Consider the following 19,188-nt stretch of genomic DNA (forward strand, 5'->3'; position numbering starts at 1 on the left):
GGAATTATCGTGGAAAACAAGAAAACAATTTACTTTTTATGCACAGGAAACTCATGTCGTAGCCAAATGGCAGAAGCTTGGGGTAAAAAATATTTAGGTGACAAATGGAATGTACTTTCTGCTGGTATCGAGGCGCACGGAGTAAACCCGAATGCAATTAAAGCAATGAAAGAAGTAGACATTGATATTACGGACCAAACATCTGATATCATTGACCGTGACATTTTAGACAAAGCAGATTTAGTTGTAACACTTTGTGGTCACGCAAATGATGTATGTCCGACAACACCACCACATGTAAAACGAGTTCACTGGGGATTTGATGATCCAGCTGGTCAAGAGTGGTCTGTATTCCAAAAAGTTCGCGATGAGATTGGTGGACGTATTAAAAAGTTTGCTGAAACAGGAGAATAATTGAAAACAAAATAAGCCGAGAAGATTCTCGGCTTATTTTATAAAGAAGGGGAGAAATCAGAGATGAAAAAGATTGAAATTTTTGATCCTGCAATGTGTTGTTCTACTGGAGTTTGTGGACCAAGTGTTGATCCGGAATTAATTCGTATTTCAGTTGCTGTTAACAACTTGAAGAATAGAGGAATTGATGTGACTCGTTATAATTTGGCAAGTGAACCAGATGCATTTGCCAATAATGTTGTTATTAGTCAACTATTAACAGATAAAGGACCAGACGTGTTGCCTGTAACTTTGGTGGATGGAAAAGTAGTAAAAGAAAAAAGTCACCTGACAAATGAAGAGCTTGCACAGTTAACAGATGTAACCAAAGAAGAGTTGAGTCAAAAGCCAGTCGTACGTTTAAAGTTAAACGTGAAAAAATAGAGAAAGAAGTGAAAGGCAATGACAAACGTATATAACCCAAACACAATAGCATTCACACCATTTTTATTCTTTACTGGTAAAGGCGGAGTAGGAAAAACATCTACTGCATGTGCAACAGCTATTACGTTAGCTGATATGGGGAAACAAGTTTTATTAATAAGTACTGACCCAGCTTCTAATTTACAAGATGTGTTCGAAATAGAACTTACGAATAAACCTAAAGAAATTCCAAGTGTTCCAAATCTACAAGTAGCAAACTTAGATCCTGAAACAGCAGCCCATGAATATAAAGAACGTGTTGTTGGTCCATACCGTGGAAAGCTCCCTGATGCCGTTATTGCAACGATGGAAGAGCAATTATCTGGAGCTTGCACAGTAGAAATGGCTGCATTTGATGAATTCTCTACGTTACTTACAAATAAAGAATTAACATCGAAATTCGATCACATTATATTTGATACAGCGCCAACAGGTCATACGTTACGTCTTCTTCAACTTCCTACGGCTTGGAGTGGTTTCCTAGAAGAAAGTACTCATGGAGCTTCTTGTTTAGGACCATTAGCGGGGCTTGGTGATAAAAAAGAGTTATATAGTCAAACGGTTCAGGCGCTATCTAATCCGAACCAAACAATGTTATTGCTTGTTACACGACCAGATAGTTCTCCATTGCAAGAAGCGGAACGAGCAGCTCATGAATTAAAAGAAATTGGTGTTAGTAATCAATTTCTACTAGTAAATGGGGTCTTGAAAGACTATGTGCAAAATGATGATGTCTCAAATGCATTGTTTAAGAGACAATCACGTGCGTTAGAAAACATGGCAGAAGAATTAAAGAATCTTCCTACTTATGAAATTCCATTAGTACCGTTTAATGTTACTGGGATAGAGAATATGAGGAAACTGGTTCAACCAATGGAAGATCTCTCGATTTCGAATGAAGAAGCAAATACCGTCTCTATTCCTTCACTTCAGACATTGATTACTAATCTTTCAGAATCAGGAAAACGAGTAATTTTTACAATGGGAAAAGGTGGTGTTGGAAAGACTACGGTAGCTTCTGCAATTGCAGTTGGTCTGGCTGAAAAAGGACACCATGTACACTTAACTACAACTGATCCTGCAGCACATATTGATTATGTCATGCATGGAGAACAAGGGAATATTACGATAAGCCGAATTGATCCAAAAGTAGAAGTTGAAAACTATCGTAAGGAAGTCATAGAGCAAGCAAAAGATACGGTTGACGAAGAAGGTTTAGCGTATTTAGAAGAAGATTTACGTTCTCCTTGTACAGAAGAAATCGCAGTTTTCCGTGCTTTAGCGGATATTGTTGAAAGAGCAAATGATGAAATTGTAGTTATTGATACAGCGCCAACGGGTCATACGTTATTGTTGTTGGATGCGGCACAAACGTATCATAAGGAAATTGCGCGTTCTTCCGGTGAAGTACCACAGTCTGTGAAGAACTTATTACCACGTTTGCGTAATCCGGAAGAAACAAGTGTTGTAATTGTAACGCTTGCAGAAGCGACACCAGTTCATGAAGCAAGCCGTCTACAAGAAGACTTAAAACGTGCGGATATTACTCCAAAATGGTGGGTTATCAATCAAAGTTTTTATGCAACACATACAAGCGATTTAGTGTTAAGAGGAAGAGCGCAGTCTGAAATACAGTGGATTCAAGCGGTACAAAAGGAATCACAAAATAACTGTGCTATCATCCCTTGGCAATCGGATGATATTGTGGGATATGAGAAGCTTAAAGATTTAGTAAAATAAAACATTTTTAATCAGTTACTATGAAGGGGAGAAATGAAAATGAATATTACAGATAAAGCAAAAGCGTTTATTGAAACTGCTATGAAAGAAAACGGTGTTACAACACTACGTTTTACATTTGAGGGTGCTGGGTGTTGCGGACCAAGCTACGGTATTAATTTAGGGGAAGCACAAGAAAATGATGTAACAGAAACAATAAATGGTATTGAAGTTGCTATGGATCCAAAGGTTGTTGAAATTGTAAATACATTAACACTAGACTATGTAGAAGATCAACAAGGTGCAGGCCTTGTAATAAGTGGCGGATCGAATTGTTGCTAAATAATAATTGAAGGAGACTATCAAACATGACTAACTATCACGAACTTGTAAAAGAAAAAGTATATATTGGTGGAGTAGACGCTATACAAGAAGCTGTACAAATGCATGGAATTACTGAGGTGTTTGATTTACGTGCCGGAGGAGAAGAACCAGAAGGATTTCCAACAGAAACTATACGTCATGCTTATCCGATTGTAGAAGGTGTAGAGGGACAAGATGAATCAGTAAAAACTGCAATTGCAGCTGTCAAAGAAGCTGTTGAACAAGATAAGAAAGTATTTTTCCATTGTTCCGGTGGACGTAATCGTACAGGTACGGTTGCAACGGGATTATTGGTAGAATTAGGGTATGCACCTAACGTGGAAGAGGCTGAAAAAAAAGCAATAGAAATTCGTTCAAGCATTAATATTAAACCAGAAATGAAACAAGTGTTGAAACGTTTATATGTATAATTCATCTAAGTCTCAAAAACATTAATGTTTTTGAGACTTTATTATTTTATGGATTTGACAATAGGGGACAATCAAATAGAAATTCTGTAAAATTAAAATCGAATATCATAGCTTTATAATCATTAGAAAGGGGATGAATTCTAATGTATGTGAGGGTACGAGAACTTCTTACAGCAGAAGAACGAAAGCGTTATATGCAAATCCCCTCTGATATTAGCGAATGGACATTAAGTACATACTTTACCTTCAGTCAGCATGATAAACAAATCATTAATCGCCATCGGAGGGATTATAATCGACTGGGTTTTTCTATGCAATTAAGTATTTTACGGTATTTAGGCTGGACTTTATCAGTTATTGAACACATTCCTAGTGAAGTTTTAGAATTTGTAGCGAAACAAATTGGTGTAAGTATAGAAGACTGGGGGCTATATGCTCAGCGGGAAGCTACAAGGTATGAACATGTAGAAGAAATTCGCAAAGAATATGGTTTTCGTAACTTTACAACTACTGATTATCGAAGATTATCTAAATTTCTTCAATTTCATGCATTAAATAATGGAAATACTACATATCTCATTGAGACAGCATTACAAGAATTACGTACTTGGCAAGTTATACTTCCTTCAATGTCAGTAATAGAAAGAGCAATATGGGAAACACGTAAAAGAGCTGAAGAAATTATATTTAAAACGCTAACATCTTCTTTATCTCTTTTACAAAAAGAAAAAATAAGCAGTTTACTTCACTTTATGCCTAATTCTTCAAAAACATATTTAGCTTGGTTAAAAGAAATACCTGGCCAATTTTCACCAGAATCCTTTTTAAAGGTAATTGAGCGTTTAGAGTATATAAAAGGCTTACAGTTAAATATTGATACAAAAGGTAGACATCCTAATCGTTTACGACACTTATCTCGGATTGGGGCACGCTATGAGGCTTATTCATTTCGAAGGTTTAAAGATATAAAAAAGTATGCCATATTGGTAGCTTATTTACTTGATTTAACACAAGATTTAATTGATCAGGCTTTTGAAATTCATGATAAACAAATGATGAACCTTCAACTAAAAGGTAGAAAACAACAAGAAGAATTGCACAAAAGAAATGGTAAATCACTAAATGAAAAAATCCTTCATTATGCAGATTTAGGAATGGCTTTAATAAAAGCAAAAGAAGAGAATGTAGCCCCTTTTATAGTATTAGAAACCATTATGCCTTGGGATAAATTTGTAGCATCTGTAGAGGAAGCAAAGCAACTATCACGGCCAATGAACTATGATTATCTTGATTTGTTAGAGAGTAGATATAATTATCTACGTAAATATACTCCCACATTGCTTAGATCACTAGAATTTCAATCTACTAATTATGCCAGATACGTATTAGAAGCTTTAGAAACGATACGTGAATTAAACGAATCGGGAAAACGAAAAGTACCCAATGGTGCACCATTGAACTTTGTGACAAATAGATGGAAGAAATATATACATGATGAAGATGGAAATATTAATCGGCATTTTTATGAACTAGCCGCATTTACGGAACTGCGGAATTATGTACGTTCTGGCGATATTTCTATTGTAGGAAGTCGACAACATAAAGATTTTGATGAATATTTAATACCTATCAACGAGTGGAACTACAGCAAAGAAAACGGGGTTCGCCTAGCTGTTTCTATGCATGCTGATGAGTATATAGCGGAGCGAACAAAAACTCTATTAGAACGAATTGCAACATTTTCTAAAAATGTTCATTCCTTAGATGGAGTAGATATTAGCAGTGGAACCCTGCATCTTCAGCGTTTAGATAAGGATACCCCACTAACAGCTAAGCAATTAAGTAGCAAACTTTATCATATGCTTCCTCGAATTAAACTCACAGACTTACTAATAGAGGTAGCTCATTGGACAGGGTTTGAACAGCAATTTATTCATGCATCGACAAACAAACCACCTAAAGGGGAAGAAATTGTCATTTCTCTTACTTCACTTATGGCTATGGGAACGAATATTGGACTTACGAAAATGGCAGAAGCTACACCTGGTATCTCATATCATCAATTAGCTAATGCAAGTCAATGGAGAATGTATGATGATGCATTAAATCGAGCACAAGCGATGTTGGTTAATTTTCAACAAAAACTTCCTCTAGCTTCTTATTGGGGGGAAGGTACCACTTCATCATCAGACGGAATGCGAGTACAAATTGGTGTTTCATCATTACACGCCAGTTCTAACCCACACTATGGAACTGGAAAAGGGGCAACTATATATCAATTTATAAGCGATCAATTTTCTTCTTTTTATACAAAAGTGATTAATACAAACGCAAGGGATGCTGTACACGTAATTGATGGATTGCTTCATCACGAATCAGATTTAATGATTGAAGAGCATTATACAGATACAGCAGGCTATACAGATCAAGTATTTGGTCTAACACACCTATTAGGATTTCGTTTTGCACCACGATTAAGAGATATATCAAGTTCTAAATTATATACAATTGGTTCTCCTAAGGAGTTTTTGAATATAGAAGGACTTATCCGAGGGCAAGTAAATATGAAATTAATTTATGAAAATTACGATGATGTTTTACGTATCGCTCATTCCATTCGAGAGGGAAAAGTATCAGGCTCACTTATTATGGGGAAATTAGGTTCCTATACCCGGCAGAATAAAGTAGCGAAGGCTTTGAGAGAAATGGGAAGAATCGAAAAAACTATTTTTATCCTGGACTACCTTTCGAACAAAAATCTACGAAGAAAAGTTCAACGAGGTTTAAATAAAGGTGAGGCAATGAATTCCTTAGCAAGAGCAATCTTTTTTGGGAAACATGGAGAGTTCCGTGAACGTGCTCTTCAAGATCAATTACAACGAGCAAGTTTGTTTTATTGGACAAGTCTGTCCAAAATCAAGTGAAGTTCATCCATCAACTATTTGGAATTGCTTCTTAAGACTAGATTCCAATAGGAAACTTTTCGCTTCTTTATATCTTTCCTAAGTATTTGCACCAGAACCGTGGAAGTTAACCATTTTTTATTATAGAAAGACCTCATTCAAAGGTACTTATCAAAGATAAGGTCTTTTTATTTTTTGGTCAATGATTGGTAAATTTAGATATTAAGCAAGCGTCCTATACTTAATATCCTGATATAAGGTATAAAGAATGTTGGAACAGGAATTAATCTGTTTACAGTGAAATCGGAGGTTATTTAAAAATTTATGAATCGAGACATTAATCAAACAGGGCCCACTTCTGGATTATACGTCCTTCCGTTTACTCTGATTCTGTCATTTCATCCATATGAATCTGTTTTCCTGTGAATAGTTTGTAAAACAGATGTGTGCGAATATCTAACAATTTATGTAGCGCATGCCATTGGTTCTAATGGTGTGCGTTTTGATTATATATATATGTTTGGAGTGCCGGTGGTACTTTTTCTTTATATCCTAATCAAAAAACGTAGGCTCACGCCTACCGATATTCATCTCCCACCTAAAATTGATGTTTCACATCTTCACATTTTTGAGGAAGCAGTCTTTTGTCGGAAAACAATAAAATCTTATTATTTTTTATAATTAGTAGAATTTTTATAGAAATAATCCTCTTAATCTATTAAAATTATATCGTATAATGTCAGATTATATCATATAATGTCAAATTGTGATAAGGGGAGAGAAAATTTTATGTTGAAAAAAATCATTCCAGTTGCTTTAGCATTAAGTACAGTTACTTTTTCAAGTGTATTTGCTGCGCCTTCAGCTCAAGCAAGTACAGAACCAAACCGCTACATAGATGTACAAATGCTCGGTATTAACGATTTACATGGGCAACTAGACACTGTAAAGAAAATTAATAATAAAGATGCAGGGGGAATCGAGTACTTAGGGGCTTATTTACGTGATCGTGAAAAACAAAATCCGAATACATTAAAGGTTCAAGTTGGCGATGCTGTTGGAGCAAGTCCTCCTGTTTCAGCATTATTACAAGACGAGCCCACGATTGAATTTCTAAATGATTTAAAATTTGATGTTGGAACCATAGGAAATCATGAATTTGATGAAGGCATTGAAGAAATGAAGCGCCTAATTTATGGTGGATACCATGAAAAAACAGGGAATTTTAAAGGAGCAAAATTCCCATATGTAGCCGCAAATTTCTATAATAAATCCACCGGTCGTCTATTTTTACCACCATTTACTATCAAAAAGGTACAAGGAGTTCCTGTTGGCTTTATCGGAGTCGTAACAACAGATGTTCCTAACCTTGTTATGCCTACTATGCTAAAGAATGTAGAAATTACAGATGAAGTTGAAGCCATTAACAAGTCCGTAAAGCAATTAAAAAAACTAGGCGTTAAATCTATCGTTGTTCTTGCGCATAACGGAGGTACAACAAATGAGAACGGTATAACAAATGGTGATATCGCCCGATTAGCAAATGAGACTGATCCAGAAGTCGATGTTATTTTTGGAGGGCATAGCCACACCTATGTAAATGGAACTGTTAATAATAAACTTCTCGTACAAGCAAATTCTTATGGTATGGCTTTTGCTGATGTTGATGTAAAGATTGATCGTAAGACACAAGATATTGTTGAGAAAAAAGCAGAAATTGTTACAACTTACCATGAAGGCATAGAGCCTGATAAAAAAATAAAGAAGAAAATGGAGAAATATCAAGAAAAAATCGCACCTCTTGTCAATGAAGTTGTTGGTAAGTCTACCGCTCCACTAGATCGCAAACTAAATACGGCTGGTGAATCTAATCTCGGTAATTTAGTTGCTGATGCCCAACGTGCAACAATGCAATCCCAAGTTGCTCTTATGAACCCTGGTGGTATTCGTAATGACTTAGATGCTGGTGATATTACATGGGGAGAGGTATATGGCATTCAACCATTCGGAAATCAATTAGTAAAAGTTAATTTAACAGGTCAAGACATTCGTGATATTTTAAATCAACAATGGCAAAAAGACATAACAAGAATGCTTCAAATTTCCGGGATCCAATACACTTGGGATGCGAACAAGCCAAATGGAGAAAAAGTCACAAGTATTCGCTTAACAAATGGAGAAGAAATTATTCCTTCTAAAACTTACAGCGTCGTTGCGAACGCATTTCTAGCTTCAGGTGGAGATGGTTTTGTGTCCTTTAAAAACGGGAAAGACGCTGAAACAGGACCAACTGACTTTGAAGCATTAGTAGATTATATAAAACAAGCAAAAGAACCAATTCAGACTATTATTGATGGGAGAATTCAAAAAATAAACTAGTTTTTTATTAATCTCAAAACACCTAGATTACCTGTTCACTATACTTTTTAGTGTGCAGGTAATCTATTTTTTTGTGTGGATTTGAAATAAAGTCTTACCGTAGTCAATGGATTTAGCGTCTTGATGCAGAGTGTCGAAAAAAAGTGAAGTAAACAAAAAATAGCTCCAAAATCAACTATTATTATTTATTTTGGAGCTATTTTTTGTTTACGTTTAAATGACAACGTAAAAATTATTGATTGGTTGATTCTACCTCAAGAGTTATTCGTGCAGATCTATATCGAACATATCTATTGTATTCACATATTCTATAGCAAAATCTAGAAAACAGTGCAAATAATATATAATGTTTTTCATATTACTCTCTTTATCTTTGTATATGGAAATTATAGTGAATTTTTTATAGTGAAGAAATTGATTTTAGTGACATTAATATTACAAAACTGCAATGTTTATTAGGGGTCACATCCACTCAAAAAATCCAGTCATAAAAAAAGAGGGAGAAGGCATCTTTTATTGAAGTTTGTTTATAATAGCTTTTTAACCTGTTAGGGGGGATCGTAAAGTAGATTAGTAATTTCTTTGATAATTATTATTTTCCTTATAGTACATGGCATGCTGTATTAAAAATTTTTAATTTTGAAAGGAGAATCAATAAATATGAGCACGAAAAAAAGAATAGGGAATAAGTTATTACTTGTCAGTGCAATTTGTGCAATAGCTATTCCTTCAGTTTCATATGCGGAGGAAGTAATTTCACCTAAAAATTTCGCGAATTCTTCAAGTTTGTATGAGGGGCGGAATACGGATGTATTGAAAGCAAGCTTATATCCTGGTACATATAAAAATCCGTTCAATTACCAATTTATTTCGACATTAAAGGAAACAAACAAAAATATAAAAAAAATAGACAATACTGAAGATGAAAACCCTGTTATAGCTACTATCCTTTCATTTATCCGTTATATGGATACAGAAGATTATAAATCTGCAATTGATTTAACTTCTCGATCATTACAGAAAGTAATATCCGAAGAATGGCTGAAAAGCTATTGGAAGGGACTCCCTGCGCAATTACAAGCAGGTTCTTTTAAGGGAATTGGAGAGGTAACCCAAAAAGAGACAAATTCTGTTCATACAAATGTAGAGATTAAATTAGTTTTTGAACAATTTACAGTACCTTTACTAATTAAGCTAGATCCATCTGGAAAAATAGATGATTTTCAACTCAGCATGTCGTTTAGTCCTGTTGCAGAGCGTCCATCATATAGTAAGCCTGAATCATTTGTTGATAAAGAAGTAGTAGTTGGAAGTGGTGCGTTTCCATTACCAGGAACATTATCTGTTCCACTGGGAAAAGGTCCTTTCCCAGTGGTTATTCTTGTGCAAGGATCTGGAGCAACCAATCAGGATGAAACGGCGTTTGCTTTAAAACCATTTCGCGATTTAGCTGAAGGTCTTGCATCGAAGGGAATTGCTGTCCTTCGCTATAATAAACGAACTTATGAACATGGATTGAAAACACAATTCAGTCCTTTTTATACAGTTGATAAAGAGACAACAGATGATGCTCTTCTTGTGACTCATTTTCTTCAAAATGAACCTATGATAGATAAGAATCAAATTTATATTCTTGGTCATAGTCAAGGTGGAATGATGCTTCCGAAAATGATCGAAAAAGACCAAAATCAAAATATTGCTGGGGCAATCGTGATGGGAGGACCAGCCCGTACAATCCAAGACGTTGTTTTAGGTCAATTTGAGTACCTATTTTCTATTGGAGCAATGAAACCTGAAGAATATAAATTTTATAAATCGCAATTTGAAATATTAAATGATCCCAATTTCTCTAGTCAGAATCCTCCAAAAGATTTTTATTTAGGATCACCAGTATTTTGGGATTCGATCCGTAAAATTAAAGCAGCAGAAATGTCAAAAGAACAAAAGACACCGCTTCTTATTATTCAAGGGGAAAGAGACTATCAAGTTCAATCAAAAATCGAAATTCCTCTTTGGAAAGAACAATTAAAAGAGCGAGATAACGTTGATTATCGACTATATCCAAAGTTAAATCACTTCTTCACAGAAGGAGATGGGGAGTTAAGTAAACCGGATGAATATTATAGTCCTGCAAATATTCCTGAGTATGTTATAAATGATATTGCTGATTGGGTGCAAAGAAGATCGAAATAAAATTAGCAGCCATAGAATTGAAAAATCAAGGGGTTTCTAACAAATCTTATGAAGTGATGAGAATAGAACTAGAACCAAAAAAGAAAATGAAACAATGTATTACGCGTCAAAAGAAAGAAGAATTCCAAGAAAAAAAACGACAAATGAAAATTCAAAAGCGAAAAGCAAAACATCGGGGAAGATAAAAGGTCATCCGCTAAATTTAGCGGATGACCTTTTACCTTGAGAATTTAATTCCATTTACATGAATAATGTTCTTTAAAGTTAATCATGTGGTTAATTGAAGGGTTTACAGACTATAAAAGAAACCGTTTCTAAGTAGTAAAACAGGCTTTAAAAACCTAAACAAGAAGGGAGGAACATAAAAGTATGAATATATTTATGGCGTGGTTAGGGGTAGTAAAACATCGGATGTCTGAAACTACTGAGGGTATTTCGTTAATGGTATTAGGGCTTATACTTATGATGTCGTTTTTAGCTTATGTAGGGGTTCCAGACTAGGGAGGTTGGTAAGAATTGGCGTATTTAATTTTAATATTTTTGTGTGCAGTTGGATTATATTTCTTAATTTTCGATAACCCTTATATAACTATATTCATTTTTTGGGGATTAATTTCTTAAGTTTCATGGAAATGTATTTTCAAACCCAAAATATGGTTGACAATTAAGGATTACATTTGTAATATCAACTTATTGATTACAAATGTAATACAAGGAGTGAAATTTTATATAATGAGAGAATTACCTAAAATATCGGAAGCTGAATTGGAAATCATGAAGGTTCTTTGGTCAAAATCTCCTCAAACAGCGAATGAAGTGATTAAAGTGCTAGAGGCAACAATGGACTGGAAACCAAAAACGATTCGAACGCTTATTAATCGATTAGTCCAAAAAGAAGCTGTTTCTTACCAGCAAGATAAAGGTCGTATGTATGCATATTATCCTTTAGTGTCGCAAGATAGTTATCTACAAGTAGAAACAAAATCCCTCCTAAAACGTTTCTATGGTGCGGCATTTAAACCTTTACTTGTGAATTTCTTAAAAGAAGAAAAATTATCTTCAGAAGACATTAATGAACTTAAACGTATTCTGGATGAGAAGACTGAGGAAAATCAGAGGAAGGATAGATAATGATGATAGATATGTTTGTAAACGTCTATCTACCTCAATTTTTTGATTGGGTGATAGAAACATCTATTATGGCAAGTATATTAGTTGGTTTAATCTTATGTGTCAAAATCTTGCTTAGAAACAAGTTAACCCCGCGATGGCAGTACATGTTATGGATGATTTTAATTGTAAGACTTCTATTACCATGGTCACCAGATAGTTCCTACAGTATTTATTCCCTTCTTTCATATAGCCCTGGTGTGTCTGAGGTTTTTCAAAAGAATACTACTTCTGCTATACCACAAGAAAGCGTGTCAGAAGATAAAACGAATCATACAGTAACTACAAAAGAGGATAGTTATAAATCTAACTCCGTAAATGTAGTGAAAGAGAGTGATCAAACAGAAAGTAATAAAAAGAAAGAAGATACTACATTTTCCGTTTATAAAGTCACTTTATATATTTGGATTTTTGGATTTGTCATTCTAGCAACGATAACTTGTATTATGAATAGACGGTTATTTTCTTACATAAAAAAGCAACCAAATATTACGGATGAAAAAATTGTTGGGATTTTTGAGAACTGTAAAAAATCTATGGCAATTAAGAAGAAAATTCCATTACGGTTGGCTGGAAAAATCTCAAGTCCGACTGTTTTTGGATTCTTTCGCCCAAGAGTATTATTGTCAAGCAGACATATGAAAGTATTGAATGAGCAACAACTACAATATATTTTTTACCATGAGCTATCTCATATTAAACGAAGAGATATAGCTGTAAATTGGGTTATGTATAGTTTAATCATTTTAAATTGGTTTAATCCGATTCTTTGGTATGCCTATTCATGTATGCGGGAAGATCAAGAACTAGCCTGTGATGCATTTGCGCTCACTTTTATAGAATCAGAGGAACAAATTGCATATGGACATACAATTATTACTCTTTTAGAACATTATTCAAGTTATTATCAAGCACCGAATCTAGCTAATTTAAGTAGAAATAAACGAACGCTAAAAAGGAGAATTCTTATGATTAAAAAGTTCAAAAAGAACTCTTATCGTTGGTCTGCATTTGGAGTTGTTGCTTTTATCGCTGTATCATCCTTCTCTTTATTAAATGCACGTGCAGATGAGTCAAATAAGCATCAGAAAGAACAAACATTAGAAAAAATCAAAACAAAAGAAACCAAAAAAGAAGAAGATGTTTCTATTCATACAGTTGTAGAAAAGATAGTCGGTACAAAAGAACAGGCACATGCAGAATTAAAGATTTCAGAAGACCAATATAAAGAAATGATTAACAAAATAGCAGCGGCTGAAAAGTTTTTGACAAAAAAAGAATTTGATACATTAGTGAAATTGCAAGAAGATTGGTTTACTCTCGAAAAAAAAGAAATAGCTTTAGGGGAGATGTTAAATGAAGAAGAACAAAATAAACTAGAAACAAACGGGAATTCTCAAGGTCCACTTTGGGAAAAAGTTAGAAAACATTTCCCATCTACAATAGAAGATGCGAAAAAACTAGTTGATTTTCCGATAAAAAAACCAAATTATATGCCAGAAGGATACCATCTAGTGAAAGAACAGGTTGACTCAGACATTACAATAGAGAAACCAAATCCTGTAGTTAGAACTGAATATATAGATGGAGATGATGGTCAAATCATCATCGAACAATCAGAAGTCCTAGGAGCGAAAAAAGATCCTTGGAATAGAAAAGGATTCCATATGTTTGAAGAATATGAACTACAGTTTGTACAAGGTATGGAGATGATTGGTGGAAACCAAGTGACCTTTGGTAAGTCCAGTGATAGTAATATAACAGGAATGAAGATGATTGTTCCTGCGAAAGATGGAAAAAGTGCGTATCAAATAGTAATCACCGTTAGTATTTTAAATAAAGCTGAATTAGAAAAGGTTATGCTTTCCATGCTGAAATAGAAAATAGTGTTCTAGTTTTTCTTGACCAGGTCAAAATATGAAAACGATAGAGAGAGAAAATAAAATGAATATAGTGAACTTACGTCCTAAACAGCGGTCTAAGTATCGTATTATGCTAGGAACATGGTATTACTCTACAAAGAGGTACATCCAGTGGTTAGCAGACGGAAAAACATACGCAAAAACTTTACAACAAGAAAATTTACCCTGTACAGCGATTCAGCACCGAACGATACTACTTCGTAAGCTCAAGGATGTAGATATGTGGTATCAACAGAATAAAGTTGTTAATTTAAAGATTGCCATTAAACAGCTAGATGGTATCGTCATTAGACCGGGAGAAACATTCTCTTACTGGCGTTTAATAGGTAAGCCTACTAGGAGAAAAGGGTATGTAGAAGGTATGATATTACACTATGGATCTTTTCAAGCAGGCATTGGAGGGGGGCTTTGTCAGCTTTCAAATTTAATATATTGGATGACCTTACATACACCACTGACAGTAACAGAGCGATATCGTCATAGCTTTGATGTCTTTCCTGATTCCAAGCGGACCCAGCCGTTTGGAAGCGGAGCGACTTGTTCCTATAACTATTTGGACTTGCAAATTAAAAATGAAACGGACCAATCGTATCAACTTCACCTTTATATCACAGATAAACATTTAGTTGGTGAATGGAGAACAGCCTATCCGCAGCTTTATCAATATGAAGTTTATGAAAAAGAACACTCAATCCAATCTGCATACTGGGGTGGTTATATACGACACAATGTTATTCAACGTAGAGTATATAGCCAACAGAAACAGTTTGTAGAAGATCAATATGTAACGGAGAATCACGCTATAATGATGTATGAACCATTATTAGCTTGTAATAACGAGGAAAGTGGAGATTAATATAGCACACCAGTAGTTTATCCGGTTCTGGTGCAAAAAATAATGTCATTGTGTACACTGAAATTATGCATAAAAAGTACGTCACTCTTTCTCGTTAATATAAAAGAATAGTAACGTGCTTTTAACTTCAAGAATAGTCTAAATCCTTAAGTTGATGGATGTGGGGTCACCATACATGCCCATCAACTTAAGAATTTTATAACGCCCCCCAAAACAAAAAATTGTACATTTTCACCTGGAGATGTCAATTTTCTCGTTTTGGGGTATTTGCTTTTCTTAGCTTGATAGCGATGTATGGTGACCCCTATTAGCGTTAGCATAAATAGCAATAAAATAACCTTTGGAACAAGGGAGTTAGCTCGGCTGTCTTAGGACGAATTCGTTAGCTATCAAAAGTAACGACTAACCGAGAAGCCCCCACTTCAAACAGTCCGTTAGGACGTTAAGTGGCGGGTAGTTCACAGGAACAGGTCAGTATGCATTAGGGCTAGTAACGAATAGTATTTTTTGCTTTATTGCAGCAGATGAATGTATAAGAAGAATTATTCTATACTTAAAAACAAAAAGTTTGATGCATTCAAAAAGCTAAGTTTTGATAATGGTAGGTTGTGTAAACCAAAAATAGCTAGAGCATTGGTAGATAACTAGCACTCTAGCTATTTAGATTTATTTAGATTTAAAGATGAGTATGTTTATTTTATGTATAAAGACATGAAGCTGGATACTAATTTTATAACGTACAATATCGAATTACCAATAAAAAAAGATTCGCTTACTACCTATTTTCTTGTCCAAAAACAATAACAGAAACAGAAGTATCCACTTTCTTGTCTTTGTACATGTAAGAGGAGAGATTTACTTACATCTATTCAAGTGTTCGTTAAATTCACATTTAACGTAAACAACAATTGTAGGAATCTCAAATTTTTATTTATATCTATCAAGGGAGGGTTTTTATACACCAATTAAATTAGAATTTAAACTATGTATTTTTTACACAATAGAATTTAATATGAAGCAAATAATACATAGCATTTATGACTCTAGTTAGGGAAAAGAATAAAAGTTCAGCAATCCATAATTGCTGAACTTTTATTCTTTATTCTTTCCAATTCTTCCTAAACTATCTTTAATAGTTGTTTCCCCAAGTTGAGTGTATAACAACGCTGTATCTTGACTAGTATGCCCAAGTTGCTGCATCACCTGTAACGAGTCTTTTTCTTCCATATATAACTTATTTGCTAATGTATGTCTTAATTTATGAGGAGACATTTTTTTACCGAAGGCTTTAGTATATTTTTCTACAATATCTTGTATAGCCCTAACTGAAAGAGGCTGTGCAGTATGTTTATACTTCGATAAGAATACATTTTTTAATTCTTTCCCCGGAGCATATTTGTTATTTCTAATTTCCATATACTTTTCAAGATCATTCAATGCAATTGGGGTAATCCATACAGAATCTTCTTTGTTTCCTTTTCGTATTACATCAATTAGTCTTTCTTTTAAGTTTATATCTTCCATACGAAGATCGGCCAATTCACTTACACGAATACCACTACCAAGAAAGAGGGAAAGAATAGCTACATCACGATCTTTATCTCTTAGGAAATAGAACAACTGATGTTTTGTTAAAGATTTTTCATGTTCGTACTTAATGTAATTCAAAAACTCTTGATCGTCATCATTATGAAATATTTTAGATCTCATACGTTTTGCACGGGCATTTAATGTTTCCTTATCTTTATGTATTTCAATTTTAGCCATTACATTTCTATAAAAATAACATTCTCCATCATCATTCTCTGATAGGGAGGTAAGGTACTTAAATAAAGACTTTAAGGCTGAAATTTTTCTGTTAACAGAGGAATTCTGCATATTTTGTTGTAGTTTTAAAAACCTCATAAAGTTCTCAACATCTTTTTTCTTTAAATTCTCCAAATCAGAGAAGGATATGTCTTTAATGGGCTTAAATTCAATAATTTGTTCAGATAATAGCCAATTAAAGAAAACTCTAAAATCATATACATAATTCAGTAGGGTGGAGGGAGAGGCATCATGCAATTCTTTGTACTCCACAAATTCTTCTATGTAAAAGGGCATTTCATTTAAATTCTCGTATAATTTCTTACGATGGACTGATTTTTGACGTTGCTTGCTGTAATCCATAAAAATCACCTCATATATACTATAACAGAAAAGACACACGAACACAAGTTCGCGTTAAATTCAATTTTTACACGAACTTATTTACATAATTAAATTATGTAATACTAAAATTCACTAGAAATTGAATGGGAAAGTGTAATTATTCTAATAAAAGTTATAGATAACCAAGTGATAAATTCATATTTGGCGATAAAAATTATATATGTATATAAAATAAAACGATTTTCAAATATAAATTCTAACAAAATGAATACATGAACACAGTTTAAAAGTCGTTATAAAATGTGAATTGGTTAATTTAATCAAGGTTAATCAGGAGTTAGTTAGATCAACACAAGAAAAGCTCTTATAAATTAAAATGTAATTCACTATAAAAATTGTTTATGAGTAATTCAGCATTTGATTATTCTTATATAAAATATCAATTATATGGCGTATACCAATATACTAAGATTCATGCACTTGGGTTTGAAATCCCTAGTTACTGTATTTGATTTTTATATAATCGTATTATTCTGCGTAAAATTGGTATTTCGTGCGAAGTTGTGTTGTGTTTGTTTTTATATCCATCTTCCGTTTTTTTCATCGAAGCAGAATTTTTTATTCTCTTTTCAACAGCAAGTAAATATTTAGTAACAGATACGTTCACTTATACCTATCGATGTTGATTGTGCAGTTACTAACAAAGGTACAACCAGTATAAAAACTCATTTTAAAAATAGATGTTAAAATTCTTCATAAAGGAGGTCTATTGATGAAAAAATCATGGAAAACTTTTTCTCTGGTTATCCTCATAGCAATTGTCCTTTTAATAATTTTATATTTTGTTGGTATGTCACTTTTTTGGAACCAACCATAAGTGAATGATTATTTAATAAACATCCCGTCAATACTGTATATGACATTAGATTTTCTCCTTGTTCTCCCTTGGAGATACCGAGCAGTTAGCTAATTGAGCTAGCTGCTTTGTTTTTTAACCATTTTTGTAGGAATACAAGTATATGCATAATTTCTGAAGTGAGATCCATACTATATTTAGGTCTTAGGTCTTAACATCTAAAACCCTTATTTCAGCCTTAGACCTAATAAAGCGCCCTCTCTCTTCCTCGGGGCTAAGCAGTTAGCTTTTGCTAGCTGCTTTTTTAAATTTATCTGAATAAAATTCCAAAACTTCCACATAATATCTACAAGCTGTTCAATTCCTGAATAGCAGCCTTTTTCTTTTTTTAACAAGTTGCAATGGAGCAGTTAGCTTTTGCTAGCTGTTCTTTTGTTTTCACCATTTAAGCAGGGTTTGAATATATTAAATTCTACCTTTCTTTATAACGTGAGCTGGCCACTTACGCTATTTTTACAAAGGGCACTAATTGATAGTGCTCTTTTTAGTTTTTTATACAAAATGAAATTTTTATTAGATTCCTTTTTGTCCCCGTATAACATTTCCAATTACGTTTATACTATAGCTGTAACTTCAAGTTACATATCTGTGCTTGTAGGGCCTAATTTCTTTTGTACAACAAGTGGTTAGCTAATTAAGCTGACTGCTTTGTTTTATCAAATAAAGTTTTGGTCGAGGAGCACCTTTTAAGGTTGCTCTTTTTAAATTCCGCTTTAATCTGTTCACGATTTTCTGAGGTGGACATATAATTAACAAGACAAGACATAGTTTATATATAGTGGTGCACAAAAAACTTTGTGCACTATTTTTGTCTCCATAACCTATTGATTAAATAGCGTATTTATTAAAAAACTTTCACATTTAAAATAGACAAGCATATGTTATTGTATGGAGACTCTCCACTCATAAGATTCTTACCTTTCTTATCTAAGAGCACGCTTATTTGTGTGCTCTTTTGTATTTGCTATGAAATAACGCTTTTGTTTGAAAGATGTATATTTTTATACGCAAATCATATACTTTAAATAACCTGTTATATCTTAAACTAATATTTTAGTGCCATTCCACTTTTTTTGAGACAACAAGCCCTCCGGTTGTTGTCTTTTTTCTTTTCACTATTCAAATAAGGATTTTGTTTTAAAATTGCACCTACCTAAATAGCACGCATACAATATCGTTTGTATTCATATTCAATATAAATTTTATTCGGAGAGCTCTTTGAAAAGAGCTCTCTATTTTTCAAATCAGGATCTTGTTCTATTTTTTTATTTAAAACATATAAATAAAATGGTGGTAAGTGATTATCTTG

General features: G+C 33.7%; 14 protein-coding genes and 2 pseudogenes. 14 read left to right on the top strand and 2 right to left on the bottom strand.

Features of this window, described 5'->3' with window-relative positions; genetic code table 11:
* Positions 1 to 9: 9 nt before the first annotated feature.
* The 14 genes and pseudogenes from arsC to MHI07_RS27495 form a co-directional block, all read left to right on the top strand.
* Positions 10 to 414 (top strand): arsenate reductase (thioredoxin), encoded by a 405-nt coding sequence (gene arsC, locus MHI07_RS27430; protein WP_000428326.1) that lies wholly within the window; start codon positions 10 to 12, stop codon positions 412 to 414.
* 63 nt (positions 415 to 477) lie between these two features.
* On the top strand, positions 478 to 837 hold the full coding sequence (gene arsD / locus MHI07_RS27435) for an arsenite efflux transporter metallochaperone ArsD (protein WP_340827081.1): 360 nt from the start codon (positions 478 to 480) through the stop codon (positions 835 to 837).
* Between the two features lie 18 nt (positions 838 to 855).
* Positions 856 to 2,616, top strand: a complete 1,761-nt coding sequence (arsA, locus tag MHI07_RS27440; protein ID WP_340827083.1) for an arsenical pump-driving ATPase — start codon at positions 856 to 858, stop codon at positions 2,614 to 2,616.
* A gap of 39 nt (positions 2,617 to 2,655) precedes the next feature.
* Positions 2,656 to 2,937: a HesB/IscA family protein gene (locus tag MHI07_RS27445; protein ID WP_340827085.1), complete on the top strand. Its 282-nt coding sequence runs from the start codon at positions 2,656 to 2,658 to the stop codon at positions 2,935 to 2,937.
* 26 nt (positions 2,938 to 2,963) lie between these two features.
* Positions 2,964 to 3,389 (top strand): protein-tyrosine phosphatase family protein, encoded by a 426-nt coding sequence (locus MHI07_RS27450; RefSeq protein ID WP_340827087.1) that lies wholly within the window; start codon positions 2,964 to 2,966, stop codon positions 3,387 to 3,389.
* A gap of 143 nt (positions 3,390 to 3,532) precedes the next feature.
* Positions 3,533 to 6,277, top strand: a pseudogene (locus MHI07_RS27455) (Tn3 family transposase); the annotation flags it as partial.
* Between the two features lie 804 nt (positions 6,278 to 7,081).
* Complete coding sequence (locus tag MHI07_RS27460) at positions 7,082 to 8,671, top strand: bifunctional metallophosphatase/5'-nucleotidase (RefSeq protein WP_340827091.1); 1,590 nt, start codon at positions 7,082 to 7,084, stop codon at positions 8,669 to 8,671.
* A 660-nt stretch (positions 8,672 to 9,331) separates the two neighbouring features.
* Positions 9,332 to 10,864 (top strand): alpha/beta hydrolase, encoded by a 1,533-nt coding sequence (locus tag MHI07_RS27465; RefSeq protein WP_340827093.1) that lies wholly within the window; start codon positions 9,332 to 9,334, stop codon positions 10,862 to 10,864.
* Positions 10,840 to 11,049 carry a DUF2992 family protein gene (locus MHI07_RS27470; RefSeq protein WP_340827094.1) on the top strand — a complete coding sequence of 70 codons (210 nt, stop codon included), beginning with the start codon at positions 10,840 to 10,842 and terminating at the stop codon, positions 11,047 to 11,049. The genes MHI07_RS27465 and MHI07_RS27470 overlap by 25 nt, the downstream gene beginning before the upstream one ends.
* Before the next feature lie 184 nt (positions 11,050 to 11,233).
* A complete protein-coding gene (locus tag MHI07_RS27475) occupies positions 11,234 to 11,365 on the top strand; it encodes a hypothetical protein (protein WP_340827095.1) in 132 nt (43 codons plus the stop codon).
* 231 nt (positions 11,366 to 11,596) lie between these two features.
* Entirely contained in the window at positions 11,597 to 11,995 is a 399-nt protein-coding gene (locus MHI07_RS27480) for a BlaI/MecI/CopY family transcriptional regulator (RefSeq protein WP_070139493.1), read from the top strand.
* Between the two features lie 2 nt (positions 11,996 to 11,997).
* Positions 11,998 to 13,914, top strand: coding sequence for a M56 family metallopeptidase (locus MHI07_RS27485; protein ID WP_340827143.1), 1,917 nt, complete (start codon positions 11,998 to 12,000; stop codon positions 13,912 to 13,914).
* A gap of 64 nt (positions 13,915 to 13,978) precedes the next feature.
* Complete coding sequence (locus MHI07_RS27490) at positions 13,979 to 14,812, top strand: VanW family protein (RefSeq protein ID WP_340827097.1); 834 nt, start codon at positions 13,979 to 13,981, stop codon at positions 14,810 to 14,812.
* 457 nt (positions 14,813 to 15,269) lie between these two features.
* Positions 15,270 to 15,401 (top strand): annotated as a pseudogene (locus tag MHI07_RS27495) (DUF1453 domain-containing protein); the annotation flags it as partial.
* Between the two features lie 503 nt (positions 15,402 to 15,904).
* Here the strand turns inward: MHI07_RS27495 and xerS are convergent.
* Both xerS and MHI07_RS27505 read right to left on the bottom strand, forming a co-directional pair.
* Positions 15,905 to 16,981 carry a tyrosine recombinase XerS gene (gene xerS, locus MHI07_RS27500; RefSeq protein WP_340827098.1) on the bottom strand — a complete coding sequence of 359 codons (1,077 nt, stop codon included), beginning with the start codon at positions 16,979 to 16,981 and terminating at the stop codon, positions 15,905 to 15,907.
* A gap of 1,065 nt (positions 16,982 to 18,046) precedes the next feature.
* The gene (locus MHI07_RS27505; protein ID WP_340827099.1) at positions 18,047 to 18,214 is read right to left on the bottom strand and encodes a hypothetical protein; all 168 of its coding nucleotides are present in this window, start codon (positions 18,212 to 18,214) and stop codon (positions 18,047 to 18,049) included.
* Positions 18,215 to 19,188: the final 974 nt, after the last annotated feature.

It is taken from the genome of Bacillus sp. FSL H8-0545 (genome assembly GCF_038006105.1).
Classification (GTDB): Bacteria; Bacillota; Bacilli; order Bacillales; family Bacillaceae_G; genus Bacillus_A; species Bacillus_A cereus_U.